Below are 20,101 nucleotides of genomic sequence, written 5' to 3'. Positions count from 1 at the left end.
GCTGGCTTGGCGTGGTACGCCGCGCGGGGCGGATGCGACTGGAGACGGAAATGGTTCTAGCACTAGATATTTTCACCACCGCGGCGATACTGTTCATCGTGACCGCCGGTTTGATGATGATTTTCGGCGTGATGAAAATCGTCAACTTCGCCCACGGTGCGCTGCTGACGATGGGTGCCTACGCGAGCTTTGTGGTCACGCAATTGAAACTCAATCCATGGATCGGCGTGCCACTCGCACTGGCTGTGGGCGTAGGAGTTGGCATGCTCGTCGAGCAGGTGATCGTGCGCCCCCTGTATAAGCGCCCCCTCGACGCAATCCTTGCCACCTGGGGTCTCGGAATCGTCATCGGACAGATCATTGTGATGGTGTTCGGCCGGGAGGTGCAGTTTGTCGAAACGCCGCTGAAGGGAGCTTTCTCGATCGCCGGCACGGACTATTCTGCCTATCGCCTGCTGCTGATTCCGATCGCGTTGGGCTTGTGCGGGCTCCTGACCGCGCTACTGTCCGGCACACGCTTTGGCGTCAAGACCCGAGCGGTGATCATGAATGAGGATCTCGCGCGCGGACTCGGCATTCATTCTGGACGAATCCGCTTCATCACGTTCAGTCTGGGCGCAGCGCTTGGTTCCCTGGCGGGCACGCTGATTACGCCCTTGTCAAGTGTCGATCCCAACATGGGGCTACCGTGGCTGGTCAGTGCCTTCATGCTGGTCATGGTTTCAGGCTACTCGATGGTCAGCCTGCTGGTTACGTGTCTGGTGTTCGGGGCGTGCCAGGTTCTTGTTAGCACGTTTGTCAGTCCGGTATTGGGTGGCCTGACCATTGCCGTACTTGCCGCTCTCACGCTGCGCGTTCGTCCGAAGGGGTTCTCTCATGGCTAAAGTCAATATGTCGCCGGCCCCTGTCGGCGTCAAATCCTCGCATAGCGAGAATCGGTTGTCCGATCGGCGAAAGATACATTCGCGTGGCATGCTTCTGTTCGGTGCATCGGCCGTCCTGCTGCTGGCCGTCGGGCCGTTCCTGTTCGGCACGTACCTCCTGAACGTCCTGATTCAGGCGTTCTTCTTCTCGATTGTCGCGGTAACCGTCGACATCCTGTGGGGCTACACGGGTTACCTGACGTTCGGGCAATCGGCCTTCTTCGGGGTTGGTGCCTATGCCGCGGGCCTCGTGTTTACACACGGCGGGTTCTCGCCCGGATACGTTGTACTGGCAGTGGGCGCCGCCATCCTCGTCGCGGCCGCGATCGCAGCGTTGCTCGGCTGGCTGTCATTTTATCGGGGCGCTTCTCCATTCTTTGCCACTGTGATGTCGCTCGTTCTGCCAATCGTGCTCAGCCAGGTGCTCCTGTCTGGCGGTGAGTGGACCGGCTCAAGCTCGGGCCTGACCGGCTACGAAACATTTGATCTGTCGCTTCACGCGTGGTACTGGATCGCCGGTGCTGGATTGCTGGGCATCGCGACACTTGCGTGGCTTTTCGTGCGCAGCGATGGCGGCCGCGTGCTGGTGGCCATTCGCGACAATGAATCGCGCTGCTCATACCTTGGCATCAACACATCGCTTGGGAAGATTGTCCTGCTGGTTGTGGCGGCCATTGTTGCCAGCATCGCGGGATTTGGCTATGGATCGTTCAGCGGCGTCGTTGCGCCTGAACTGACCGGCTTCGTTCTCGGGACGCAGTTGATCATCTGGGTCGCACTCGGTGGTCGAGGCACATTGTGGGGACCTGTGATCGGCACGCTGCTGATCAATGTCGCAACGTCGTATCTGAGCGGCAGCATGCCGTTTGCATGGCAGCTCATTCTTGGTGCGGCGTTCGTCGCGGTAATTGTCCTGTTGCCACAAGGCCTGGTGCCATTGCTGCTCAGACCGTTTCGCAGTCCGACTGGAAATGCCGTTGATCTCGAACTGGTTGAGCGTCCCGTGCGCCTCGATCATGTGCAACCGGCTTCCGCGCCGGCGCTGCAGATGGCCGGCGTTGCCAAACATTTTGGTAGCCTGAAGGTGCTGCAGGGCATCGACCTGAATGCCAAAGCAGGAGAACTGGTTGGCCTGATCGGGCCGAACGGAGCAGGCAAAACCACATTGATGCGATGCATGAGCGACGGAGCAGAGCGTTCCGACGGCACGGTTGTGCTATGCGGTCACGATATCCGCGACTTGCCGCCCGACCAGTGCGTTCGTTTCGGTCTGGGCCGCAAATTCCAGAACGCGAACATTTTCGATACCCTGACAGTCGGGGAATGCCTGAGGATCGCTGGCACGATCATCGAACGGCCTTCGTTCTTCAAGCGCTTACACATGCTTGCATTGCCACCGTATGCGCTCGAGGTTGTTCGTACAACGGGCCTCGACCAGAAGCTAGATGCCGTGGCCAAGGACCTGTCGCACGGCCAGCAGCAGGCACTGGAACTGGCAATGGTGCTTGCGTTGGAGCCGCGCATCGTGCTGCTAGATGAACCGACGGCTGGACTGACAAAAACTGAACGTACGCAGATCGGCAACGTGCTCGCAGCATTGGCTCACCAGTATCAACTGTGCTGCCTGCTGGTTGAACACGACCTCGACTTCGTGAAGGAAGTCGCAACACGCATCGTAGTCCTGCATCAGGGGCAAATCGTGATGCAAGGCAGCTTCGATGAGGTAGTCAATTCGGAGTTGGTCAGAACGATCTATGCCGGAACCGCGCACGACACGGGAAGCGCGGATACCGCCACACCAGGGGAGGCATCATGAGCCAGATCGCATTGGACCTGCAGGACGTGACCAGCGGATACAAGGCCTCAGTGGTGCTGCGCAAGCTATCCATGACCGTTGCGAGCGGCGACGCGGTAGCCCTGCTGGGCAAGAACGGCATGGGCAAGACGACGCTGCTCAAGACGATCATGGGCTACCTGCCGAAAAAAAGCGGCGCAATCCATCTGAACGGGCAGGACATCACGCGCCTGCCGCCGCACCGGATCGCCCGTGCTGGAATCGCTTACGCCGCGCAGGAACACGCGTTGTTTCCGGATCTCACTATCCGTGACAATCTGCGCCTCGGACTTGAAAAGGTATCGGTGTTCGACGAGCGCTTTGCGGAAATTGAGCCGATTTTTCCGGTCTTCAAGAGCCGACTAAAGCAACATGCGGGCACACTGTCCGGCGGCGAGCAGAAGATGTTGCTGGTCGCACGTGCCCTCATGATGCGCCCATCGATCATCCTGCTTGATGAAATCACTGAGGGTCTGCAACCGTCGGTCATTGACCGCCTTGCCGAAGCACTGCTTTGGGAACGACGTCGCCACGGCACAACACTGCTGCTGATCGAGCAGCACGTGCCTTTCGCCCTGAAGGTCGCAGACCGCTATGCCGTGCTGAAGCAGGGCGAAATCATCGACAACGGTGATGCGAAAAACCCGGTAGCTGCAGATTCGGTATTCGAGCACCTCCGCGTCTAAGTCGGTCTGAAAAGACACGCCGCGTGCGGGCGGTTCCGCCCTGCACGGCGTGTCTATCGCCGTCGCCAACAATGACCCATTTAACGAACCGATGACAGCCTCTGCTCCTTCCCAACTCCCTACGTGTGCCTACATCGCAACCGGCGGTACCATTGCGATGAAGATCGATCCGCTGAAACAGGCGCCGGTCCCAGCCCTGTCCGGCGAAGACCTGTTGGCGGCTGTCCCGGCCATCACCGCGATCGCAAGACTGGAGGTCAACAACCTGTCCAATGTGCCTTCCGATTACATGGGGCCGCAGCGTTGGATTGAGCTGCACAGGGCAGTATCGTCCGCGCTGGCAAAGGATGACGTGGCAGGCGTTATTGTTTCCCATGGAACAGACACCCTGGAAGAAACCGCTTGGTTTCTCGATCTGACAATCGACACGCACAAGCCGATCGTTCTAACCGGTGCGCAGCGTAACGCGTCTGCATCCGATTTCGATGGTCCGCGTAACCTGCTCAATGCTGCGCGAGTTTGCCTTTCGCCGGATGCGTGCGGCAAAGGCGCCCTTGTCGTATTGAACAACCAGATCAATGCTGCCAGGGAGGTCACCAAGGCACACACGGCTGATGTGGAGTCTTTCCGGTCCGGGGATTTCGGGTTCCTTGGAACAGTGGACGAAGACCGTGTTGTATTCGCCCGCACACCGGTGCGCAGGCAGTTCATTCGTCTTGAAGGGGACGCACTGCCGTACGTGGAAATTGTACCAATGTACGCCGGCGCCGATGGTGGCCTGGTTCGCGCCGCCCTGAAGCTGGGCGCCAGAGGAATCGTGATACAGGCGCTTGGTTTTGGCAACGTCAACGCAGAAATGTATGAGGCGATCAGAGAAGCAATCATGACCGGTGTGCCTGTCGTCATTTCGACGCGCGTGCCCAACGGCCGGGTATTGCCGGTGTATGGTTTTGTCGGCGGCGGGAGCACACTGAAGGCGGCAGGTTCGATCTTCGCCGACAATCTCAGTCCACAGAAAGCGAGAATTCTTCTCATGCTGGCGCTGCAGAATTCTTCGGCGCAGGAAGATATCCAGCGCCTCTTCGATCGATAGGGTATTTCAGATGAACTCGAGCCGAAATTCCGTTCCCGAGCCAGGCTGGCGCATCGGCGTCCTATTCTCACGAACCGGCGTCACAGCGGCAACCGAATCCGAGCATTTTTTTGGCACTGTGCTCGCGATCGAAGAAATCAACGCCGCTGGCGGCGTTGACGGGCGATTGCTCGATCCCGTCGTGTATGACCCGAAGAGTGACCCGGAGGAATACAGGCGGCTCGCGACACGCATGCTGCAGGAAGACGACGCAACGGTAATTTTCGGGTGTTCCACGTCTTCCAGCCGTAAGGCAGTGCTGCCGGTAATCGAACGCAACAACGCACTGCTCTGGTACTGCTCGATCTATGAGGGCTTTGAGTATTCGCCGAACATCATCTACACGGGAGCCGTACCTAACCAGAACAGCATGCAACTGGCGGCGTATCTTCTCCGTCATCACGGAAAGCGCTTTTTCCTGGTTGGGGCCGACTATATCTATCCGCGCGAGTCGAACCGAATCATGCGCGATATGGTCGAAGAGCACGGCGGAGAGATCGTGGAAGAAGTCTACCTGCCAAGCGACGCGGACCCTTCCGCGCTCGAAGCGGTCGTGCGGGATATCAAGGCCGTCGAGCCGGACGTAGTTTTTTCGACCCTGATCGGACGAGGGGCACGCGCGTTCTATAAACTCTATCGCGAACACAGTATCGATCCCGCCTGTATCCCGATCGCCAGTCTGACAATGACGGAGGGCGAAACGCGGATGATTGGTCCGGAATTGTGTGGCGGGCATATCGTAGCTGCGAGCTACGTCAATACATTAGACAATGAGAGCAACCGGCGTTTCATGAATGCGTGGCAGGCGCGCTTCGGGGACCAGCCGGCCAGCATGTGGTCGGAAATGGCATACAACCAGGTCCACCTCTTCGCCCTCGCCTTGGCACGCACCCGGAGTCTCGACACGGCGAAACTGGTGGCGGCAGTTCACGAAGTCGCCCTCGATTCACCCGAGGGAATGCTCAGGATCGATCCAGAGAATAACCACGCGATCCTGACGCCGCGTATTGCCGTCTGCCGGCCTGATGGAGCGTTCGACGTCGTGTGGGAAGGCAGCGGTCCGGTCAAACCAGATCCTTATCTGACCTCATACGGCTTCACGGAGTTCTGGCTCAATGGAGAACCTGCATGAACACCGGTGTGCGTCGGCTGTTCGACGATTTGCGCACGCTGCGCGTCGTCGTGATCCATCCGCCGGGAGAGGATCGTGGCGTTCTGGAGGAGCAGTTGCGCCGCATCGGTTGTCCCGTCCGCACCGTTTGGCCATTTCCGGCTCAGTTGCCGGCAGATGCGGATGTGATCTTCTTTCTTGTCGGCCCCGAACTTCGCAGTGCGGGCAACTGGTGCGCCGTCGACACTGAAGCGACGCTCATCGCGTTGTCCGATTACGAAAATCCGACGGCCTTGAAACTGCTCGTCGATACTCAGGCGCATGGCGTGATCACGAAGCCATACCGCTCCACGGGGATACTGAGTACGCTGGTACTGGCGCGAGCATCCTCTGGTTACCAGCAGCGACTGCACCACAAGATCGGCAAGCTCGAGGAAGCAATCAAGGCGCGACGCCATATCGAGAAGGCGATACGGATTCTGATGGATGCTCATCGGCTCGGTGAGAATGACGCCTACGAGCACATGCGCTCACGCGCGACAAGCCTCCGGGTTACGGTAGGAGAAATCGCGACGATGGTAATCGACGCCCATGAGGCAATGGAAAAACTCGGTTTAGGAAAAGCCCCAAAGTCCTGACTTGGGACGGGTTGTGGCTGACAGTTCAGCCACATGGACCAGCGATTGCCCGTGGACTTAATCCGGCACGGCGTTCTATCGGGAGGTGCCCAGAGGTCGCTAAAGTTGGCATACCACACGGTCTTCAAGCGTGCAGCCTCTCTGGGATAAGTCGAATGGCCGGTTTATGTTGGATTGTGTTGAAAAAGTCGCCCGCGGCTTGGAATGTTCGGTATCCTGGAAGACATCGATCGACGGGAGTGATTCGTCATGATGGGTCAACTGGGCAGCGAACAGGACAAGCTCTTCTACTCGTTCAACCTCGATAATCACGTCCCTCGCGAGCACCTGTTGAGAGGCATCGATCACTTTCTGGATCTGCGTGATCTACGCCAGCATCTCGCCCCGTTCTACAGTTCGATGGGACGGCCATCGATTGATCCGGAGCTCATGATCCGCATGTTGATTGTGGGCTACTGTTTCGGCATCAGGTCCGAGCGCAGGCTGTGTGAAGAGGTGCATCTGAACCTGGCGTACCGATGGTTCTGCCGCCTGGGGCTGGAGGACACCGTCCCTGAACACTCGACCTTCTCCAAGAACCGCCACGGTCGCTTCCGCGATAGCGATGTATTGCGCCATGTGTTCGAGTCGGTACTTGGTCGGTGTATGTCCGAAGGGCTCGTAAAGGGTGAAGGATTCGCGATTGACGCGAGTATCATCAGAGCCGACGCGAGTTCTATACGCGGTGTTCCGGGTTCTGAATCCATCGACTGGGGTTGCGTCAAGGGCCAAAGCCGTGCAGTGCGGGAGTATCTGGAAGCATTGGAAGAAGCGAATCCAGCGGGCACCGAAGGGGCGGAGAAGGCAGGGAAATCGACGCCTCCAGGGAGGATATCCCTGACGGATCCCGCCGCGAGCTGGACAGCCGCCAAGGGTAGCTTGCCGTTCTTCGCCTACTCGACCAATTATCTGATTGACCTGCAGGCAGGGATCATCGTTGACGTCGAGGCGACGCCCGCGAACCGCTCGCACGAAGTGGAATCAACCAGGACGATGATTGACCGCGTTGAGCAGCGGCATGATCTCAAACCTCGACGTCTTGCGGGCGACACGGCGTATGGCTCAGCAGCGATGCTTGCCTGGATGATCGGGCAGAAAGAGATAGCACCGCATGTTCCGGTCTGGGATAAAACCGCACGCAAGGACAACACATTGTCGAGCAGCGAGTTCCAATGGGACGAGCAGGCCAATGAATATCGCTGTCCCACCGGGCACGTGCTACGCAGTGATCGGCGCAAATTCAAAAATCCGCGCTCGCGTGTCACAAAGGCTGACACGATCATTTACCGGGCAAGCCAGCTCGACTGTGAGCGCTGTTCGATGAAGGATCGCTGCTGTCCGAATACGCCATTCCGCAAGATCGCCCGCAGCATCCATGAAGCTGCTCGTGACGAAACGAGACGTATTGCGAAGACGCCTGAATACAACCGATCCAGCCGTGAGCGAAAGAAGGTGGAAATGCTCTTTGCTCATCTCAAACGCATTCTGAAGCTCGACCGTCTGCGACTGCGGGGGCCAAGCGGTGCCCACGATGAGTTTCTGATGGCAGCGACTGCGCAAAATCTGCGAAGAATGGCCAAATGGCTCATGCCAGGAAGCAAGCAGATGAACCAGGCAACTGCGTGACGAGCAACGGGGCCGTTGCCCCGTTTCACATCGCCGCTTCGCCGATCACCACAACTCGAAAACGCTATGCCAACTCCTGCGTGTCCGATCAAAACACGACTTTTTCAACACAATCTGTTGGCGGACAGACGTTCCGCGCACATACGCGACCGGCAGCAACGGGTCGGTAAGACCCATTCATTGACATTGGGAAGTTCGATTCGCCGACGCGCCGCTCTCTACCGCCGAACGTCGGCTGTCACCGAACTGCCGTCTCTGAGGTAGCAGCGTGGATGATCATTCCGCTCCGTCACCTGCCTTTGAACTTGTGACAGCACGATAGCCCGCAGTGCGTCGTGGGTGCATGCATAATCGCTTCCAGGTAGATCGATCGTACAGGCTGATGGGCGGGGCGCCTTCGGGGCGGGGTTGCACAGCGCTTTTCGGTCGAGCGGTCGTTATGCTCCGCTCACCACGGCTGCCACGCGTTCTATGCTGTCTGATCGAAGGTGCGACCGCAGTGTGGTTTCTTCAAGCTTTGCTAGGATGGCGTTGGAATGTTGATTACGGTATCGATGACGGTATCTCTGCAGAAGTCGCATTCGGATGTCCGATATTCGCGATGTTTTAACGAAAGCGCATGTTAAATTCTCCGATGCTGTCTGTTCAAAGCTGACGACTGCCGACTGGATTTTTCGGTATCGCTGGCGGTGTCAAACGCAATCTCAAGTTGATACAGTTTCGGACGCAAACGCAATCGTAATTTGATACACCTGCTCCTGCGGTTATTGGGTGGCGCTGACCTCCTTCGAATTGCGTTTGCGTTTGACGTCGTCCGCATCGCTTAGGTATGGCGGCGGGGCGCGGTTGATCATGCCGGCCTGACGTTTCTCCTTCAGTCTGTACGAGTCGCCAGAGATCGGTACGACATGTGCGTGATGAAGCAGCCGATCGAGAAGCGCCGCCGTGAGCGTGGCGTCGTCGGCGAAGGTCTGGTCCCACTGGCCGAACGGTAAATTGCTCGTCAGGATCAGGCTGCCGGTCTCATATCGTTTGGCCACCACCTGGAACAACAGATTCGCCTGCTCGCGATCCATCGGAAGGTAGCCCATTTCGTCGATAATCATCAGCTTGTAGGGCTTGGTGACCCGCTTGATGGCTTCCTCGAGTTGGTTACGCCGCAAAGCCGTCGTCAATTGCATCAGAAGATCGGCGGCAGTGATGAAGCGGGTGCGAAACCCAGCTTGCGTTGCTCGATATCCGAGTGCCACAGCAAGATGAGTTTTGCCCACTCCACTGGGCCCGAGCAGCACGACATTCTCGGCACGCTCGACGAACGCAAGGCTGCCGAGTTCAAGTACCAGTGCTTTCGGCACACCGAGCGCGAACTCGAAATCGAATTCATCGAGCGTCTTGATCGCCGGGAAGCCGGCAAGACGCGTCAGCGTCCGGCGCATTCGCTCAGCGCGTGCCATCGCTTCATCCTTCAAAGCCTGCTCGAGGAAGTCGAGATAGCCGAGCTCACGTTTCGCGGCCATCTGGCCGAGATGCGCTATCTGCGTAGGCAAGTGCAGCAGGTTGAGTTGCTTGCACAACACGGTCAGTCGTTCGAGTTGTGGTGTCACGCGCTAACCTCCTGTGCGCGGCTGAACGCGTCATAGACGGATAACGGGTGCTGCAACGGCCTGTTCCAATCCGATGTCGCGTACCTCGACGCGGGCTTCGGTTGCTGATGTGGCGTCGCACCCGTTCGAACCGAGCGCCCCACGTATGGCGCTGGCAAAGGCAGGAGATGTGGTCGCTCTTCGAGCAATACCTCGGCCGGTACGCGTTTGGTGGTGCCGTGTACGCGGACGTTGGCGACGTCGCGCAGCCACAGCCTGACGCGCTCATTGCAGAGACCGCAGTCCGCTGTCAGCCCCGCCTGTTTGAGCATCGACACCAACGGGACCCAGAAGCTGTAGCGCAGATATCCGTTCATACGCTCAACCTTGCCCTTCGTCTTCGCGCGGTATGGCTTGCAGATGCGAGGCACGAACCCGTGGTGTTTGGCGAAGTCAGCGAAGCCAGGATGATATCGGTGCTGCTTCTTGCCATACGCATCGCGCTTCAGGATCACCGTCTTCATGTTGTCGTACACAATCTCTCTGGTGACGCCGCCAAATGCCTCGAATGCCCGCACGTGGCAAGCCAGTAGCGTTTCGATACACATGTCGGTGACAAACTCCGCGTAGCTGACGCGGCTGTAACCCAACGTCGCAACGAACGCGGCGAGCATCCCGAGTTTGTGCCCTGGCTTACGAAACTCGATCCAGTCCATCTGCATCTGGTGGCCCGGCTCAGTCTCGAATCTGACCACCGGGTCGGGGCGTGCAGCGGGGCGAAGCTTCTGCAGATACTCCTGCACCCGGCGTAACCCGCCCGTGTAGCCTCGTTCTTCGATCTCCCGCTTGAGCACCGTCGCTGGAATCCAGTCGGGCTTTGCCGCTTCCACTCGGCCCTGCAGATACGTCTTGAACGGCGCAAGTTTGCCCGGTACCGGCTGACGTGCCTTGCGTTGCGGCGGTCCCGATGCCAGATACTTCCGAACCGTGTTGACTGCCATGCCGGTCTCGACAGCGATGTCCCGGAGGCTGTTTCCCTGGCGACGCAGAATCTCGATTTCCATGTACTCCTCGTAGCTGATCACGGGCCGCCAAAAATGGGCAACCCTACAACGAGGTGTATCAATTCCTAACTGCGTTGCTGTATCAATCTACAACTGCGCGCGACAGCGGTATTATTGTCACGCGAACTGACGGAAGCCTTGTCCCATAAGGGTTCCGCCCATTGGTTGACAATCGAGTGGGTGTGGTCAACGAACGGCTTCGTGCCCGGTGCCCGTCTTTCGCGGGGCGTGACCGGGGTTGTCTAACTGAAAGGCATGGAGTGTGTGGCATCGCCCTGTTCGGCGTGCCGAATTGGGCAGCTACAAACTGAGAGATTCCAGTGTCCTCACCGAGACCGCAATCCGTGTTAGCAGCGGCGTGAATTTCGTCGAAAACGGACGGTGTGAAACTCAGCATGGTGAAGGCGTTCACAGGGTTGCGGGATCGGTGCCTTTCTGATCTTTCATGCGGTAGATTTCGCCTTCGATGTCGACAGTCCCGGCACGATGTAGGAGGCGGTCGAGCAGAGCGGAGGACAGTGTGCTGTCGTGATGGAAGATCTCGGCCCAGTGCTTAAACGCTTGATTTGAACAGCTATGCGAATAGCGCTCCGCACCAAATCTCATCTTTTTCCCCTCCGAAGCATCGTGGAAACCTATGCGACATGGTCCGTCCCTGCATAGTGGCAGGTGGAACCTGCCCGCAAAAGCATTCGGCGGATGCACCACAGGCAACTGCGGGCCAAGTGACTGCAGCTGCGCCAGTTCGCAGTGAAAGTTGAGAGCCGTCTCAATCACAACAGCTAGAGATCGAAAGTAAGCGAGTCCAGCGTACCGTCTCGACGGTCTGATCAGAAGTTGCCAGAGTAGTCCCCACCACATCGAGTAGCGGGGACTACTTTGAACACAGAAGCACCGAAGAGAACTGGCCGCAAAGGCATACCGAATCATCGTAAGCGATCCATTATCGCCGTCCCTTTGAGTAGTGGACAGGCGCGTTGATTCGTGGAGTGGATATGCTGCGAATCAGTTCTGGGGGGACGGCATCCGCCAAGGCACGAGCGCCTCGTAGTCCTCGGCGGTCTTTGCCAGAGGCAGGCGCTCGAACAGCCAGGTCAGGTAACGGTACGGATCGATACCATTGGCCTTGCAGGTTTCAACGAGACTAAAGAGATTTGCGCTGGCATGTGCGCCGGCAACCGTATCTGCGAACAGGAAGCCCTTGCGTGCAACGACAAACGGGCGAATCGAATTCTCACAGAAATTGTTCGATGCCGGCCAGTCGCCGTTCTCGAGGTAACGCACAAGCTTCGGCCACTGCTCACGTAGATAGGTCAGTGCCCTGCCGAGCAGGCTCTGGGGCAGCACTCCCGGAGACTGCTCAATCATGAGATCCTTGATGACCTGGAGTACGCGGGCGCTATAGCGTTGCCGCAGGCGCTGACGCCGCCCTGCATTCCACGTTTTACTGCGTGCCTCGGCGGCAAACAACTTGCCAAACAGTTTGATGAAGCGTGTTGCGAGCAAATCTGGCGTACGTGCTGCCTTGGGAACATTTTCCTCTGCCTTGACGAAGTAACGTCTCGCGTGAACGAGGCAACCAAGGTGCACGAGCTTGTACCGCTCGGCGATACCGTTATAAGCCTCGTAGCCATCGGTCATCAGCGCAGCACCTTCCTGCACGCCGGCGAACAGCTTGTCGGCCAGCTTCGCCCCACGACCTGGCGTGTAGGTATAGCAACAGATCGGGATTCCTGTGCCCGTCATCTGACACCACAGGTAGCTCTTTGTCTGTGGCTTGCGCCCTTTCTCCTTGAGAACCTGGAAGGTCGTCTCGTCAGTGAGGATCACCGCTGCCTCAAGCAGCGCGTCGCGCATCAGGTTGATCACCGGCTGCGTTGCGAGGCCGGCCTTAACCATGCTGGCTGCGATCGTATTTGACGAGATATCACCACCGAAGCGGCGAAGCAGGCCAGCCTGACGATACAGCGGCATGCCAAACTGGAATTTTCCCGCCGCAATCCAGGCAAGTGCAGATTCGGTCAGGAGTCCTCGTGGGATGATACGCGGCGGCGCCGGGGTCACCTTGATGCCCAGATCACAGCACGGGCATGCATACTTGACCCGCTGATGCTGGATCACGCGTAGCTGCTCAGGAATCACGTCGAGTTGTTCGCTGATTTCCACGCCGAACTCGACCAGCGCATGGCCGTCGTTGCTGCAGAAACGCTCGGCTTCCGGAAGCTCGTGCCGCCGGATCTCGCGGGGCAGACTGGGGTCAAGCGGCTTGCGGTGGCCGCGCTTTTTGCGTGTATGCGCACCGACCTTCGTTTCGGGTGTGTCTTCCTGGGCGGGTGCCGCATTCGCGCCAAGCGCCTCAGCTTCGTTGAACAGCCCGAACTGTTCCAAGTCCCGTGCTTCGCTCTTTGCGCCAAACAGCTCACGCCGATAGGCACGCAGCCGTTCCTCGGCCAGGTCGCGCTCCGCGCTCACCAGACGCAGCATGCTGCGGGTTTTCTCGTGCTCGCGCTCAAGGGCAGCATACGCCTCGCGCATGGCGAGTAACGCATTGAGTTCCTCGGCGGAGATCGTGATCTGGACGGGCATGCCGGATTAGACCATGCGTGCCCGCCCCATGTTCAGCTCACACGCAAATATTCCTCCCGTGGATGTCGGTGGATCGCGGTGATGTCATCGCCATCGAGCAGCGCGTGCAGCGACGCCGACGTCAATGCCACGACTTCGGTCTTCCTGTCGGGCCAGATAAAACGGCTTGTTTCAAGGCGTTTCGTCATCAACCAGAAACCACTTCCATCCCAGCCGATAATCTTGACCCTGTCACGGCGGCGGTTTCCGAAGATATAAAGAGAGGAATCCATCGGGTTCAGATGCATGGCCTGCTCGACGAGAATCGAGAGGCTGTTCATGCCGTAGCGGAAATCGACAGGATCGCGGTGCAAGTACACCTTCAGGTTTTCGTCGAAGCGGAACACGGCATCCTCCCGAGCATCTGGACTACGGTGGTCAGTTCCTCGACGCTTGCGTCCCCGATGTCAAACTCGACACCATTGGACAGGCGCACATGCAACGCGAGCGCCATCACCGGCACCGCAGGTGGCATTGGAAGTACCGATTGCACCGCAACGATGGGAACGAATGGCGAAAGTGCTGGAGTCTGCGCCGTCGGCTTGATCAAATCCGGGCGTCCGTCCGATACGCTGTCGATCACCTCGCCTGCGGGCGGTGACAGCTCGAGCTCCCTGGCAATGGTGTCCTGCGGTGTCTGCGCGGTGTTTTTTTCACGCTCCAGCAGGTATTTCGTGATCCACTTGCGCAGCAGGTTGGCGTTCACCCCATGCTCCTGCGCCAGACGGGCAACCGACACGCCTGAGCACAGCGCCGCCTCGATGAGTGCGCGCTTGCCTTTCTCGTCGTACTGCCGCCGTCCGTCGCGGCTCTGACGCACCACTTTCAACTCGGAGTCTTTTTCGGCCATAGGTGTCCACCTCCAAAGTAGGTGGACACCTATGCTCCTCGCTCCTGCGGCTTACTGCCAGACGTCAAAGATGGATCGCTTACGAATCATCCGCTCGAATTCCGGCGCGAGATCGCCAGGCTGGCGAGCGAACCCGGGGTTTCGGTCGCACGCCTGGCGATGGAACACGGGCTGAACACGAACCTGGTGTTCAAATGGCGCCGCGCGCTGCACGCTGGTGAATACGACCCCGTTGATCTGCTTCCCGTAAAGATCGATGCACCAGCGACCGAGGTCGCACCGCCGGCATCGATTCCAGCGCCGGTCACTGCGCCATCAGGGGCTATCGAAATCAGTGTCGGCAACGCCCGGGTGCGTATTGAAGGCGCACCTGACGAGAGTACCTTGATGCTGGTGCTGCGCATGTTGCGCGGTATGCCGGGAGCAGCGGCATGATCGGTCTGCCCAGCCACACGCGCGTCTGGCTGGCTGCCGGCGTGACCGACATGCGCTCAGGCTTCAATAGCCTGGCCGCGAAGGTCCAGACCGTGCTGGAGCGCGATCCGTTCAGTGGCCACGTGTTCGTGTTCCGGGGCCGACGCGGCGATCTGGTCAAGGTGCTGTGGTGGAGCGGTGACGGCATGTGCCTGTTGATGAAACGTCTGGAGCGCGGGCGCTTCGTCTGGCCGCGCGCCGATGGCGGCGTCGTGTGCCTGAGCCAGGCGCAACTGTCGATGCTGCTGGAGGGCATCGACTGGCGGCAACCCGTTCGCACAACCGGGCCCAGTTCTGCGTTGTAAACCTCCCGGCGTCCGCGTAAACTGCAGGAATGAACTCGGCGAACGCCTATCCTGACGATATCGAAGCACTCAAGGCGATGCTGCGCGAGCGCGATGCCCGCATCGATCATCTGGAAGACGTGGTCGAATCGCACGCAGCCGTCGTGGCCACTGCAAAGGTCGAGATCGAGCACCTGAAGCTGCTGATCGCGAAGCTGCGCCGCATGGCATTCGGCCGAAGCTCCGAGAAGCTGGACCGCCAGATCGAACAGCTTGAACTCCGTCTGGAAGATCTCGAAACCGATGAGGGCACCGCGCCCATTGAAGTTCCGAAGACGCCACGCACCGCACCGGAGCAGGTCAGTCGCAAACTGCTGCCCGAACATCTGCCGCGCGAGGTGATGACGTATCTGCCGGAATCGGGAGAAACCTGCACAGCGTGCGGGGCGGCGATGAAGCAACTCAGCGAGGATGTCGCCGAACAGCTCGAATACGTACCCGCAAGCTTCCGCGTGATCCGTCATGTGCGGCCAAAACTGGTCTGCACGTGCTGCGACCACATCGCCCAGGCAAGCGCCCCTAGCCGTCCGATCGAGCGCGGTCTGGCAGGTCCGGGCCTGCTCGCACATGTGCTGGTCGCGAAGTTCGCGGATCACCTGCCGCTGTACCGTCAGTCGGTGATTTACGCGCGGGCTGGTGTTGAACTGGATCGCTCGCTGCTGGCGAAGTGGGTCGGTCACGGCGCAAAGCTGCTGCAACCGCTGGTCGATGCACTACGCCGGCATGTCATGGCAGCCACGAAACTGCATGCTGACGATACGCCAGTGCCCGTGCTGGCACCGGGCAACGGCCAGACCAAAACCGGGCGGCTATGGGTGTACGTACGCGATGACCGGAACTCGGGCGACATCACGCCGCCTGCCGTATGGTTCGCGTATAGCCCCGACCGTAAAGGCATTCATCCGCAGCAGCATCTTGAATCGTTCGGCGGCACCCTGCAGGCCGATGCGTATGGCGGCTATCAGGCCATCTACGAAACAGGCCGCGTTGTTGAGGCAGCATGCATGGGCACATGCACGCCGTCAGTTCTACGAACTACATGCTGCACGACACAACGCATTTAACACCGAAGCACTCGAACGCATCGGCGCGTTGTATCGGGTCGAGGATGCGGTCCGGGGCAAACCGCCCGATGAGCGGCGCGCATATCGGTACGCCCATGCCCGACCGCTGCTCGATCAACTCCATGCGTGGCTGAGCGCCATGCTTGAAACGCTTTCGCGCAAGTCCGACACGAGCCGGGCGATTCTCTACGCCCTGAACCGGTGGGAGGCGCTCACGCGCTACTGCGATGATGGACAACTGGAAATCGACAACCTGGCGGTCGAGCGCGCGCTGCGCGGTGTGGCCATCGGACGCCGGAATTACCTGTTCGCCGGTGCGGACTCGGGCGGTGAGCGCGCCGCTGTAATTTACAGCCTGATCGGAACGGCGAAACTCAATGGCGTCGATCCTGAAGCCTATCTGCGCCACGTGCTCGGGTGCATCGCGGATCACCCGATCAACCGTATGCGATCCACGACCGACGCCCCTCAGAGGGGATGTGCGGAGTGCTGCATGTCTAAACGCGGCGTGGGGTTAGCGAAGGTCCGCAGGGATTTTCCAGGGAAGCAGCGCGTCGTAGTCGTCGACGGTCTTTGCCAGAGGTAGCCGCTTGAACAGCCAGGTGAAGTAACGATACGGGTCGATGCCGTTGGCTTTGCACGTTTCAACCAGGGAATACAGATTGGCGCTCGCGTTAGCACCATCTACAGTATCCGCGAACATCCAGCCTTTGCGACCTATTACAAAGGGGCGAATGGAATTTTCGCAAGGATTGTTCGATATGGGCCAGTCGCCGTTCTCGATGTAGCGGATCAGCTTCGGCCACTGTTCGCGCAGGTAGGTTAGCGCCTTGCCGAGCAAGCTGTTGGGCACGACACCGGGCGATTGCTCGTGCATCAGATTGTGGATGGCGTCGAGCACGCGTGCACTGTACCGTCGTCGCAATCGCTGCCGCCTGTCGGCTTTCCATTTCGCACTACGCGCCTCGGCAACGAACAACTTTCCGATCAGCTTGATGAAGCGCGTCGCGAGCAGATCGGGCGAGCGCGCTGCCTTGGGCACATTGTCCTCTGCCTTGACGAAGTAGCGTCGGCAATGAACCCAGCATCCGATGTGCACCAGTTGGTAACGCTGGGCAATGCCGTCGTAGGGCTTGTATCCGTCGGTCATCAGGGCCGCACCTTCACGCACGCCGACGAACAGCTTGTCAGCCAGCTTTGAACCTCGTCCGGGCGTGTAGGTGAAGCAGCAGATCGGCGTGCCCGAACCGGTCATCTGCGACCAGAGATAGCTCTTTGTTTGTGGCTTGCGCCCCTTCTCCTTCAGGACCTGGAATGTCGTCTCGTCGCAGTAGATCAGATCGGCATCGAGCAACGCATCGCGCATCAGGTTGATCACAGGTTGCGTCGCGAGCCCGACACGGACGATGCTCGCGGCGATGGTGTTCGATGAGATGTCGCCGCCGAAGCGTCGCAGCAGGCCGGCCTGACGGTAGAGTGGCATACCGAACTGATACTTGCCGGCAGCGATCCACGCAAGCGCCGATTCGCTCAGGAGTCCGCGCGGGATGATGCGCGGCGGTGCTGGGGTGACCTTGATGCCAAGATCGCAGCACGGGCAGGCATACTTGACGCGCTGGTGCTGGATGACGCGGAGCTGCTCCGGGATCACGTCGAGCTGTTCGCTGGTTTCAACTCCGATCTCCACAAGCGCGTGACCGTCGTTGGCGCAGAAGCGATCGGCTTCGGGCAGTTCGTGCCGCACGACATCGCGCGGCAGACTGGGATCGAGCGGCTTGCGGTGGCCACGCTTCTTGCGAGTGTGCGCGCCAACCTTCGTTTCCGGTGTGTCTTCCTGCGCCGGCGTGGAGTTCGCACCGAGCGCTTCAGCTTCGTTGAACAAGCCGTATTGATCAGAATCCCGCGCTTCACTCGTTGCGCCGAACAACTCGCGGCGGTAAGCCCGCAAGCGCTCCTCCGCGAGGTCACGCTCCGCTGTCACGAGCCGCAGCGTGCTGCGCAGCTCGTCACGTTCCCGCTGAAGCGCTGCGTGCTCCTCGCGCATCGCCAGGAGTGCCTTGAGCTCGTCGGCAGAGAGAGTGACGTTGATCGGCATGTCGCTTAGACCGGCACGCCAATGTCGTGTTCAACTCACTCTAGAATAATCTCGTTTCGGATGGCGCCGAAGCGCGGCTATGTCAGCGCCCTTGAGTAGCCACTGCAACCGCTCGACGTCCAGCGTGACGACCCCGGTGCTGCTGTCGGGCCAGACGAAGCGGTCCTTCTCTTCGAGCCTCTTGAGCAATAGCCAGAACCCGTTGTGATCCCAGCCTAAAATCTTGATACGATCGCATCGCCGATTCGTGAACACGTAGAGCGACGAATCCATCGGATTGAGGCCCATCGCCTGCTCCACGAGAATCGACAGGCTGTTCATTCCGTATCGGAAATCGACGGGATCGCGATGCAGATAGACGTTCAGACCTTCGTCGAACCGGAACACGCCAGCCTCCCGAGCACCTCGATGATCGTCGTGATCTCTTCGACGCTAGTCTCGCCGAAGTTGAGTTCGACACCGTTGGGTAACCGAACATGCAGCGCAAGCGCGATCGACGGAACCGGAGTAGACGGTGTCGACGGCGACACTGGCGCAGAGATGACGGGAACAAACACCGGTAATGTACTTGCATTGCTGGGGCCTCTGACCGTCGGAGCAGGAATGTCGATCGAGACGCCATCGATTACCATTGGGTCTGGCTCCCGGGAATCGTGCAGGATCTGATGCTGATAGCGCGCGATCCACCGGCGTAACTGGTTCGGGTTGACGTCGTGATCCATGGCCGCACGCGCGATCGACACGCCCGGCTTCAGGCATAGTGCGACCAATTCCCGTACCGCATCCTCATTAAATTCGCGCCGGCCATCCCTTTTCTGGCCAACGACCAGCCTGCTGCGAAGGTCTCGATTCTCGTTCATTGCGGTCTGAGTGCATGTGTCCACGCGGACACTTAGGTTCAGACCTTCAGCCACTCATTGGAAGGACGTTGTTCCTCGACCGCATACGATCAACCAGATCGACGCGCTTCTGCCGTGGAATCTGGATCAGTCCTCGTACTCAATCGGCGTATCACCGCAGTCCAGAACGATGGAGTGAGTGCGGATCTCGCACCACTCCCGGAACATCTTGATGGTCCGGTTGCGCGGCCACAGTGTCGGATCGGTGTACCAGTCCTCAAGCATCCGCTCGAAGAGCACCTTCCAGCTACGCTGAATCCAGCGCTTGCCAGGCTGGTCCGGGTCGTCGGCTTCGTTCGTCGGGATCAGAAAGGCCGTTGGCTCCTCCTGTGCGTCCGCGAGTGTGACGGTGGGGTTCGCCGGAACAGGGTCCGCTGCGTTGATCCACGCGACGAACGGCGCCTTCGGGACAATGATGGCAACAACCCGATTAGAAACGAAAAGCGGTTCAAGCGGCATGCGGTTGGTCCTCGTAGCAGAAGACCGAATGCTAAAGCAAGGTGGCCGTCATGACACGCTTACGATCGAAATACCTCCAGAGCGGAACGTTTCATAGCAGACTCATCCCGTACCTTATCGACGATGCGGCGTCGACCGATCTGGCGAAAAAGATGCAAAAGGAGCGTCGAGCGTGCGGGTAGCTTGCCGGTAGGCGAGGGTACCGTCGAACTGCGCCGCGCCGACGGTAATACCGGTTCGTCAGCCCGGCCTCGATTCGGGCGTTATGCTCTCCTGCGCATAAGACCGGATCTCGCCGCTACCCCCAGGATTGGGTGGCCCGGACTTCCGCATGGCCCACTATCCGACGCCTACCCGCCGACAATTCCCCCGGTCGACTGGTCCAGTTGCCTGACGCTCTCTAGACAGTCGCAAAACCTTCCTCAATCGCGGCTGCCGGCATGATTGCCGGAACACTGGGCGGCGACAATTAGCTTGGCCGGTCGTTGACGTTTGTTTTGGCCGGTGGTGAGGAGTCGGAGGCGGCGTAGCCGCTGGAGACGACGAACCACCGGCGGCGCTGCGTCGGCGGGGCAATAGGATGGCTGATCGATTCTTAAAGAAGAAGCGGTCAGCACATGTCTGGAACCCGCATCACCGACCAACAGGTCCGCCT

The 20,101-nt window shown here is 59.3% G+C and carries 20 protein-coding genes and 1 pseudogene; 10 read left to right on the top strand and 11 right to left on the bottom strand.

From position 1 onward, the window contains the following. Positions 1 to 50: 50 nt before the first annotated feature. From NH14_RS28855 to NH14_RS28825, 7 genes are all read left to right on the top strand, one after another. Complete coding sequence (locus NH14_RS28855) at positions 51 to 884, top strand: branched-chain amino acid ABC transporter permease (RefSeq protein WP_035534588.1); 834 nt, start codon at positions 51 to 53, stop codon at positions 882 to 884. A gap of 88 nt (positions 885 to 972) precedes the next feature. Beyond that, positions 973 to 2,739 carry an ABC transporter permease subunit gene (locus NH14_RS28850; protein WP_237179808.1) on the top strand — a complete coding sequence of 589 codons (1,767 nt, stop codon included), beginning with the start codon at positions 973 to 975 and terminating at the stop codon, positions 2,737 to 2,739. Then, positions 2,736 to 3,443, top strand: coding sequence for a branched-chain amino acid ABC transporter ATP-binding protein (locus NH14_RS28845; RefSeq protein WP_035534536.1), 708 nt, complete (start codon positions 2,736 to 2,738; stop codon positions 3,441 to 3,443). Before NH14_RS28850 ends, NH14_RS28845 begins: the two co-directional genes overlap by 4 nt. Positions 3,444 to 3,534: 91 nt before the next feature. Then, positions 3,535 to 4,536: an asparaginase gene (locus NH14_RS28840; protein WP_035534539.1), complete on the top strand. Its 1,002-nt coding sequence runs from the start codon at positions 3,535 to 3,537 to the stop codon at positions 4,534 to 4,536. 10 nt (positions 4,537 to 4,546) lie between these two features. Continuing rightward, the gene (locus tag NH14_RS28835) at positions 4,547 to 5,707 is read left to right on the top strand and encodes a transporter substrate-binding domain-containing protein (RefSeq protein ID WP_035534541.1); all 1,161 of its coding nucleotides are present in this window, start codon (positions 4,547 to 4,549) and stop codon (positions 5,705 to 5,707) included. Then, positions 5,704 to 6,324 (top strand): ANTAR domain-containing response regulator, encoded by a 621-nt coding sequence (locus NH14_RS28830; protein WP_035534544.1) that lies wholly within the window; start codon positions 5,704 to 5,706, stop codon positions 6,322 to 6,324. The genes NH14_RS28835 and NH14_RS28830 overlap by 4 nt, the downstream gene beginning before the upstream one ends. Before the next feature lie 249 nt (positions 6,325 to 6,573). After that, complete coding sequence (locus tag NH14_RS28825) at positions 6,574 to 7,989, top strand: IS1182 family transposase (protein WP_035534546.1); 1,416 nt, start codon at positions 6,574 to 6,576, stop codon at positions 7,987 to 7,989. 764 nt (positions 7,990 to 8,753) lie between these two features. On the opposite strand, the gene istB is transcribed toward NH14_RS28825, so the two are convergent. The 6 genes from istB to NH14_RS28795 all read right to left on the bottom strand — a co-directional run bounded on the left by istB (position 8,754) and on the right by NH14_RS28795 (position 14,111). After that, positions 8,754 to 9,593, bottom strand: a complete 840-nt coding sequence (gene istB / locus NH14_RS28820; RefSeq protein ID WP_035534549.1) for an IS21-like element helper ATPase IstB — start codon at positions 9,591 to 9,593, stop codon at positions 8,754 to 8,756. Continuing rightward, positions 9,590 to 10,657, bottom strand: coding sequence for an IS21 family transposase (gene istA / locus NH14_RS28815; RefSeq protein ID WP_456238519.1), 1,068 nt, complete (start codon positions 10,655 to 10,657; stop codon positions 9,590 to 9,592). Before istA ends, istB begins: the two co-directional genes overlap by 4 nt. A 387-nt stretch (positions 10,658 to 11,044) precedes the next feature. After that, entirely contained in the window at positions 11,045 to 11,242 is a 198-nt protein-coding gene (locus tag NH14_RS33935) for an ATP-binding protein (RefSeq protein ID WP_035534551.1), read from the bottom strand. 399 nt (positions 11,243 to 11,641) lie between these two features. Next, positions 11,642 to 13,222: an IS66 family transposase gene (gene tnpC / locus NH14_RS28805; protein WP_035534552.1), complete on the bottom strand. Its 1,581-nt coding sequence runs from the start codon at positions 13,220 to 13,222 to the stop codon at positions 11,642 to 11,644. A gap of 32 nt (positions 13,223 to 13,254) precedes the next feature. Then, on the bottom strand, positions 13,255 to 13,608 hold the full coding sequence (tnpB, locus tag NH14_RS28800; protein ID WP_035534556.1) for an IS66 family insertion sequence element accessory protein TnpB: 354 nt from the start codon (positions 13,606 to 13,608) through the stop codon (positions 13,255 to 13,257). After that, positions 13,584 to 14,111: a transposase gene (locus NH14_RS28795; RefSeq protein ID WP_035534558.1), complete on the bottom strand. Its 528-nt coding sequence runs from the start codon at positions 14,109 to 14,111 to the stop codon at positions 13,584 to 13,586. Before NH14_RS28795 ends, tnpB (NH14_RS28800) begins: the two co-directional genes overlap by 25 nt. Positions 14,112 to 14,132: 21 nt before the next feature. Between NH14_RS28795 and tnpA the strand changes: the two genes are divergently transcribed. The 3 genes and pseudogenes from tnpA to tnpC (NH14_RS28780) all read left to right on the top strand — a co-directional run bounded on the left by tnpA (position 14,133) and on the right by tnpC (NH14_RS28780) (position 16,579). After that, positions 14,133 to 14,546: an IS66-like element accessory protein TnpA gene (gene tnpA / locus NH14_RS28790; protein WP_244143512.1), complete on the top strand. Its 414-nt coding sequence runs from the start codon at positions 14,133 to 14,135 to the stop codon at positions 14,544 to 14,546. Continuing rightward, complete coding sequence (gene tnpB / locus NH14_RS28785) at positions 14,543 to 14,890, top strand: IS66 family insertion sequence element accessory protein TnpB (RefSeq protein WP_035534561.1); 348 nt, start codon at positions 14,543 to 14,545, stop codon at positions 14,888 to 14,890. Before tnpA ends, tnpB (NH14_RS28785) begins: the two co-directional genes overlap by 4 nt. A gap of 29 nt (positions 14,891 to 14,919) precedes the next feature. Further along, positions 14,920 to 16,579, top strand: a pseudogene (gene tnpC, locus NH14_RS28780) (IS66 family transposase). Here tnpC (NH14_RS28780) and tnpC (NH14_RS28775) read toward each other — a convergent pair. The 5 genes from tnpC (NH14_RS28775) to NH14_RS33750 all read right to left on the bottom strand — a co-directional run. Then, positions 16,508 to 18,088, bottom strand: coding sequence for an IS66 family transposase (gene tnpC, locus NH14_RS28775; RefSeq protein WP_035534564.1), 1,581 nt, complete (start codon positions 18,086 to 18,088; stop codon positions 16,508 to 16,510). The pseudogene tnpC (NH14_RS28780) and the gene tnpC (NH14_RS28775) overlap by 72 nt on opposite strands. 30 nt (positions 18,089 to 18,118) lie before the next feature. Further along, the gene (gene tnpB, locus NH14_RS28770) at positions 18,119 to 18,475 is read right to left on the bottom strand and encodes an IS66 family insertion sequence element accessory protein TnpB (RefSeq protein WP_035534567.1); all 357 of its coding nucleotides are present in this window, start codon (positions 18,473 to 18,475) and stop codon (positions 18,119 to 18,121) included. Next, positions 18,451 to 18,948 carry a transposase gene (locus tag NH14_RS28765; RefSeq protein ID WP_052148604.1) on the bottom strand — a complete coding sequence of 166 codons (498 nt, stop codon included), beginning with the start codon at positions 18,946 to 18,948 and terminating at the stop codon, positions 18,451 to 18,453. Before NH14_RS28765 ends, tnpB (NH14_RS28770) begins: the two co-directional genes overlap by 25 nt. A gap of 126 nt (positions 18,949 to 19,074) precedes the next feature. After that, positions 19,075 to 19,446 carry a hypothetical protein gene (locus NH14_RS28760; RefSeq protein WP_035534570.1) on the bottom strand — a complete coding sequence of 124 codons (372 nt, stop codon included), beginning with the start codon at positions 19,444 to 19,446 and terminating at the stop codon, positions 19,075 to 19,077. Positions 19,447 to 19,868: 422 nt separating this feature from the next. Further along, the coding region (locus NH14_RS33750; protein WP_237179802.1) for a hypothetical protein at positions 19,869 to 20,101 on the bottom strand (233 nt) is incomplete at its 5' end.

This window comes from Paraburkholderia sacchari (assembly GCF_000785435.2).
GTDB classification, from domain to species: Bacteria; Pseudomonadota; Gammaproteobacteria; order Burkholderiales; family Burkholderiaceae; genus Paraburkholderia; species Paraburkholderia sacchari.
This window is presented reverse-complemented; position numbering and strand designations above follow the sequence as displayed.